Below are 5,626 nucleotides of genomic sequence, written 5' to 3' on the forward strand. Positions count from 1 at the left end.
CCATCACGCAGGATTCGCTCGAAAAAATTATGTCGATCTATTTACATCACGGCAAACTGGACGCGCAGATTACCGGTTTGTCGGAAGATCGCCAGCCGGTTTTTCTCGGTGGTGTTATTGTGTTGAGCGCCTTGTTTGATGCACTTGAACTTAAACAAATGGTCGCTGCTGAATGGGCGCTGCGCGAAGGTTTATTGTTTGACCAAAAAGGCCGTTTGGAAAATCACGATATTCGCCAGGCGAGTGTCGATGCCTTGGCCGCGCGCTTCCATGTCAATATGGATAAGGCCATCGCGGTTGAAAAAACCGCGCTCAATTTATTAAAACAAGTGGCACAAAGTTGGCAGCTTACGACCGATGACGCTGGCAAATTACTTGGCTGGGCGGCGCGCTTATATCAAGTCGGTTTGGATATTGCGCACAACGATTATCACAAACACTCGGCGTATATTGTGCAAAACGTCGATCTCGCCGGTTGCTCGCGCGCCGAGCAAACCCAACTCGCCGCGCTGGTCCTCGCACATCGCAAACGCTTCCCCGCAAAAAGTTTTCCGCTCGATAATACCGATTTGGTGCGTCTTGCCATTTTATTGCGCATGGCGGCAATTTTTCATCGCGGAAAAATTAAAGAGGGGTTACCAACTATTACCGTCAAAGTCGATGGCAAAAAAATAAAATTAATACTGCCCGCTAAATGGATAGAAGACCATCCACTAACCCAGGCAGATTTGGAAACAGAACAACGGCATTTGGGTGACATTGGCTACGACTTACTACTACTGACACAATGACCCGGCGGGCGGCCTTATGCTACTGCTGTGCTGCCAGCTCAAAATGATCAATCAATTCCATCGCCGCTACGATTAAATGATAGAGCGTACTTGCCGGAGCAACATCCACTACCACCTCATCATTGGCGCCGCGCTGGTCAACATAAGAACCTGGTGTTGATGCGCAGAGATAATAGTTAAATAAATCGTCTACGCCTTTAACTGCAATTGCCTCAGCATCTGAATTACCGTCGCGGATTTGCACTAAACTCGCTTTAATTAATTCCGTAATTCCCCAGCAACGCTTGTTCGGGTCAATTACTTCGCCAGTGAAGCTAACCGCATCAAATAACAAACCGGATTTATCCATGCCGATTGCCAAACCGCGGGCGTAGAGTGCTTTGGTGTAATGCGCAACGGGGCGTCCCGTACGGCGGTGATACCAATCGAGCAACCACACCCACTCCATCATATGGCCTGGCTCAACCGTATCGCCTTTGGCGTTGGGCAAACGCACCCAGTTGTCATCAAAAAACTCAAACAACACCCCGTGTTCTGCATCGAAAAAATGCGTTTGGAAGAGCGCAAATAATTCACCGACGCGCGCCAAATATTTTGCATCATTAGTTGCATCATAAAGCGCAAGAAAAGCTTCAAATAAATGCATGTGCGGATTTTGGCGGCGGCAGGCATAATCGTAATCGCCTTCAATCCAACCGCCTACTGCGGAACCAAAACGCGCATCCAAATGGGCAATTAATTTATCGGCTTCCTGCAGATAGGATTCTTCACCAAACGCGCGGTAGCACCAGGCGTTGGCGAGCAAAAAGAAGGCGTGGTCGTAGAGATCCTGTTTGGTATCCACCACCACAAAATTTTTGTTAAGCAAATGTGTGTAACCGCCACCCGCCGTTGGGTGGGACGCTGTTTTTTGGACAAACGCGAGCAAATTTTTGGCAACCACTTTGCCTTCAGGACACCAGCCGCGATGATAGGCGGCGGCAAAGAAAAACGCTTGCCGCGCCTGTACACGCACGCGAGTACTGGACTCCAGATCAGGCACGCCCGAAGGTGTTAGTCGCTCGTAGTTAGCTTGGGTGTTTGGTTCAATGCCGCGCGCCAACCAAAGTGGCAGGGCATCATGTTTGATCCAGTGTTCAAGGCGACTGGCCGCCGCACGCAATGCTTGTGTCATAAGGATTCCCAATTCGCAGCGCCGCCCCTGGCGAGAAAAGTAATGATCGGATTGATTGCGGCTGATGTGACAGGGGCATTTTGCGGGAGGATTACACAGGGCGCAAATAAAAAACCCCGGCGAACCGGGGCGAAAAAAACACAACAGCGGGCTACGGCTTAGCAATTCATCACTAACAACTGCCGGTAACACTGCGTAACGGTATTTCGCTAAAAAGCAAAAAACTGTAACCGATTACCAACAAATAGCATTGAATAAAAAGACCTTAGCGGATTGCATTATCCATAATAATGTAACCGGTTTCAATGCTTTATGCGCCTTTCGTCCAAAATTATTGGGCCGGTGAAAATTAATGGGGAGACAAAAATAAAAACCCCCAACGAATCGGGGGTTTTGTGAGGCAGGTATCACTGCGGCAGGAAGTCAAAGGTCTGATTCAACGTAGTGCGCGCCACATTGGAGGCAGGGAAAGTGATGAGCTTGATGCGCTGCAGTATCTTCGTCTCAAGGTCTTTATCGCCCAATTCACTCGACACCAGACTCGCCTCAACAATTTTGCCGTTGGGGTCGATCACTATCTTGACTACCATCTTACCCTCAAGCGCCGCATTCTGGCGCAGAGCGCGGTTGTATATCGAATAGATAGCGCCCTTGTGTTGCTCCATGATTTTGCGAATTTCTTCTTCACTGCGCGCCGCGCCACCCGCTCCATTGCTATTACCTGCGGTAGCCTGACCCGCTTTTTTGGTGCCGTCCGCCAAACCACTTTTTACTTTGGTAGTTTCACGGCCCGACAACGCTACACCGCCCGTATCGCGACTCAGGGCTGCGGTATTGATGCCACCACTGGCCACCTTGGCACCGCTAGTGATCATCGCACGATCGATCTGTGCTGCTTCGCCGGTGCTGTTAGTGACCGTCGTTGCCGCCGTCTCCACCGCAGAGGTTTGCATCATCTCGCGCATTTCAGCGAGATCATCTTTAAATTGCATAACACCGCTGTTCTCGGCTTGCTCGCGCGCTTTTTCGAGAGAGGGTTTGGGCGGTGCTTTTACTGGCTCTTTCGGCTTTTCAACCGGCTTGGGGTCAGGTTTTTTATCCTCAGGTTTAGGCTCAGGTTTTTTCTCTTCCGGTTTGGGCGGCTCTAAGGGTTTAGGCGGCGGTAACTCCTGTTTTTCCAAGACCACACGCGCCAACTGCGGCGGCAATTTTTCTTTTTCCGCGCGAGTGACTTCAGGTAGGTTGATGATAGTCACTACCGCACTTACGACCAGCATAGCGATTAAGAATGCGAGCAGGATTTTGTTGAACCGCTTATCGTCATCAATTGACGAACTCCAGGGCAGCTCCAAATTAAACAGCGCGACACTGGCCATATCAGCCTCCCCCCGCTGCGGTACTGATCTCATCAGCACCCACTTCCAACTGGGTCACAGCGAGTGAAATATCGCGATATTCTGCTGCGGCACAAGTTGCCATGATTTTTTTCAACATGGCGTACGGCAGCTTCTGGTCTGCCATAATCGTCACCGGGCGACCTGTCAGCTGATCCTCTTCTTTCAACGGACCCGCTTTTTGCGCCAGATATTTCAATTCGGTTTCGAGCGGAACAAATTTATCCTCTGTACTCGCGAGCAGCTCGGTCACCTTGCCTACACTGCGACCACCCACCACCACATCGGTCGCGCTCACCACAACCAACAAATTATTTTCTGGCACTTGTTGGGATACAGAGGCTGGCAACTTAATACTTTTGTCGGCTTGCAGCACTTCTACATCGCCCGAATTTACCAATAGGAAAAATACCAGAATGGTAAAAATATCCATCAAGGAGACAAGATTAACTTTGGGTACCTGATTCAAACGGCGATGATGTTTCGCCATACGTTTTGCGCGCAGGGATTGCTTCATTGCGCACCTCCCGCAGGGCTTGCAACGGCACCGGTGGAACCACCAGGTGGAGGAGCATCACCCAAGGAAATTTCCGGAAATAATTCGGCATCCACAACCGATGCTGCTACGACGGCCTTGAAGGAGCGCACAGTATCCATAGTGCTCACCAGCGTTTGGTAGTCGGTATCTTTTTCCGAGAGAATATAAATGTCTTTTTTCTGGATACCTTTGTCTTCCAATAACCGTTTTGTTTCTTGTAACACGCCGGCTAATAATTTGAAGTCGTAATTGCCATCGGGCGTTTTTTCGACCCACTTTAATTTGATGCCGGCGGGATAATTAATTTCAAACTTGTCCGCGCGAATAACTAATTCCAATTGCTGCGGAGGCTCCTCCGTTGGAGGAATACTGGAATCTGCCATATCGGGCAGCTTTAAATCCAAAACAGTAGTACGCGCGAGAACCATACTCATCAACAATACCGGCACCAATATGATCATCAGATTCATAAAGGAGGTAATGTCGAGGTCTGCTTCCTCTTTAAAACGGCGTTTTATGCGCATAGGTTTAATTCCTGATTATTGCTTGGAAAAACGCTTATTGCGCGGCCTGTGGTTTTGCACCTGTATCCTGTGTGCGAGTACGAGGAACATCCTGAACATGGCTAATCATATTCAGACATTTCACTCCCGCCATTTCCAAACTGTCGATAATTTCAGTCGTTTTACTTTGCAGCATGGAGTGGACTAACAGGAGCGGGATAGCCGCAATCAAACCGAATGCTGTGGTATTCATGGCTACCGCAATGGATGAGGACAGGAGCGCGGCTTTTTCCGCGGGATCGGCACTGGCAACCGCGGTAAACGCTTGGATCAGGCCGATGATCGTACCCAACAGGCCGAGCAGTGTAGAAATATTGGCGAGAGTGGCGAGATAGGCAGTGCGCTTTTCTAAACGCGGCATGGCTTCCATAACACCCTCTTCCATAGCCAATTCAATATCATCGCGACGAGGTGATTGCGCCATGCGCGCGATACCAGAGGCAATAATGCGTGCGATAGGCGCATTCAGCGTTTTACCCAAATTCACTACACCCGCGTAATCTCTTTTCTGCAACAGCGGCAGTATGCGATCAAATGCCTGGCGATTTGAACTCTTGGCTGCGGTTAGCACCACCCAACGCTCAACCGCAATCGCCAACCCAATCACCAGCACCACGGCGATGGGATACATAAAGGCGCCGCCTTCTTGGAAAAAACGAATCAGAGTATCCATAACTTTATTAACCTCGAAAAAAGAAAACCATCAATGAATTTATAAAATAATTGTTAAAAAATTACTCATCGGCCGAATCAAGTTCACCTGCCGCTTCCAGGCTACGCTGCATCTCATCGCGCTCGACATGGCCGAACACGGCATCCTCCTGGCTGCTTAACATCTCCATTTCCAGATCGGGGCTCAGCGGCGACTGCCAAGGTAAAATGTACATTACCCGCGGCTGCTCCTGATTGCCCGTCACTGTGGTTTGCAAATTAATATTGGCTTCGCGCACCATTTTTTTATCGCTCGCAGTGGGCACTTTTTTTTCTTCTGCTGGCGGAGTAACTGCAGCCTCTACTGGCGCCTCCTGCTCTTGCCCATAGGCGTTTAACGCAAGCATGCAAAAACTGATTAACCATAATTTATTCATCACTCACTTCCTCTGCTGGAGCTTCAGTGGTGGTCTCAGCGGGAGATTCTTCAGTAGACGCAGCCGTTTCTTCTACAG

General features: G+C 49.6%; 7 protein-coding genes. 1 reads left to right on the top strand and 6 read right to left on the bottom strand.

Annotated elements, in window-relative coordinates:
* On the top strand, positions 1 to 791 hold a 791-nt coding region (locus ACWA6V_RS16325; protein WP_449523486.1), incomplete at its 5' end, for a Ppx/GppA phosphatase family protein.
* A gap of 19 nt (positions 792 to 810) precedes the next feature.
* On the opposite strand, the gene ACWA6V_RS16330 is transcribed toward ACWA6V_RS16325, so the two are convergent.
* From ACWA6V_RS16330 to ACWA6V_RS16355, 6 genes are all read right to left on the bottom strand, one after another.
* A complete protein-coding gene (locus ACWA6V_RS16330) occupies positions 811 to 1,965 on the bottom strand; it encodes an AGE family epimerase/isomerase (RefSeq protein ID WP_449523487.1) in 1,155 nt (384 codons plus the stop codon).
* Between the two features lie 407 nt (positions 1,966 to 2,372).
* On the bottom strand, positions 2,373 to 3,341 hold the full coding sequence (locus ACWA6V_RS16335; RefSeq protein ID WP_449523488.1) for an AgmX/PglI C-terminal domain-containing protein: 969 nt from the start codon (positions 3,339 to 3,341) through the stop codon (positions 2,373 to 2,375).
* 1 nt (position 3,342) lies between these two features.
* Positions 3,343 to 3,876 carry an ExbD/TolR family protein gene (locus ACWA6V_RS16340; protein ID WP_449523489.1) on the bottom strand — a complete coding sequence of 178 codons (534 nt, stop codon included), beginning with the start codon at positions 3,874 to 3,876 and terminating at the stop codon, positions 3,343 to 3,345.
* Positions 3,873 to 4,421 (bottom strand): ExbD/TolR family protein, encoded by a 549-nt coding sequence (locus ACWA6V_RS16345; protein WP_449523490.1) that lies wholly within the window; start codon positions 4,419 to 4,421, stop codon positions 3,873 to 3,875. Before ACWA6V_RS16345 ends, ACWA6V_RS16340 begins: the two co-directional genes overlap by 4 nt.
* Before the next feature lie 34 nt (positions 4,422 to 4,455).
* Complete coding sequence (locus tag ACWA6V_RS16350; RefSeq protein ID WP_449523491.1) at positions 4,456 to 5,133, bottom strand: MotA/TolQ/ExbB proton channel family protein; 678 nt, start codon at positions 5,131 to 5,133, stop codon at positions 4,456 to 4,458.
* A 61-nt stretch (positions 5,134 to 5,194) separates the two neighbouring features.
* A complete protein-coding gene (locus ACWA6V_RS16355) occupies positions 5,195 to 5,548 on the bottom strand; it encodes a hypothetical protein (RefSeq protein ID WP_449523492.1) in 354 nt (117 codons plus the stop codon).
* Positions 5,549 to 5,626 lie beyond the last annotated feature (78 nt).

The sequence above is a fragment of the Cellvibrio sp. genome, assembly GCF_053579595.1.

Coding starts and splice junctions, on each gene's coding strand:
- ACWA6V_RS16350 (WP_449523491.1), bottom strand. CDS start 5,133: ATGGATACTCTGATTCGTTTTTTCCAAGAAGGCGGCGCCTTTATGTAT.
- ACWA6V_RS16335 (WP_449523488.1), bottom strand. CDS start 3,341: ATGGCCAGTGTCGCGCTGTTTAATTTGGAGCTGCCCTGGAGTTCGTCA.
- ACWA6V_RS16330 (WP_449523487.1), bottom strand. CDS start 1,965: ATGACACAAGCATTGCGTGCGGCGGCCAGTCGCCTTGAACACTGGATC.
- ACWA6V_RS16340 (WP_449523489.1), bottom strand. CDS start 3,876: ATGAAGCAATCCCTGCGCGCAAAACGTATGGCGAAACATCATCGCCGT.
- ACWA6V_RS16345 (WP_449523490.1), bottom strand. CDS start 4,421: ATGCGCATAAAACGCCGTTTTAAAGAGGAAGCAGACCTCGACATTACC.
- ACWA6V_RS16355 (WP_449523492.1), bottom strand. CDS start 5,548: ATGAATAAATTATGGTTAATCAGTTTTTGCATGCTTGCGTTAAACGCC.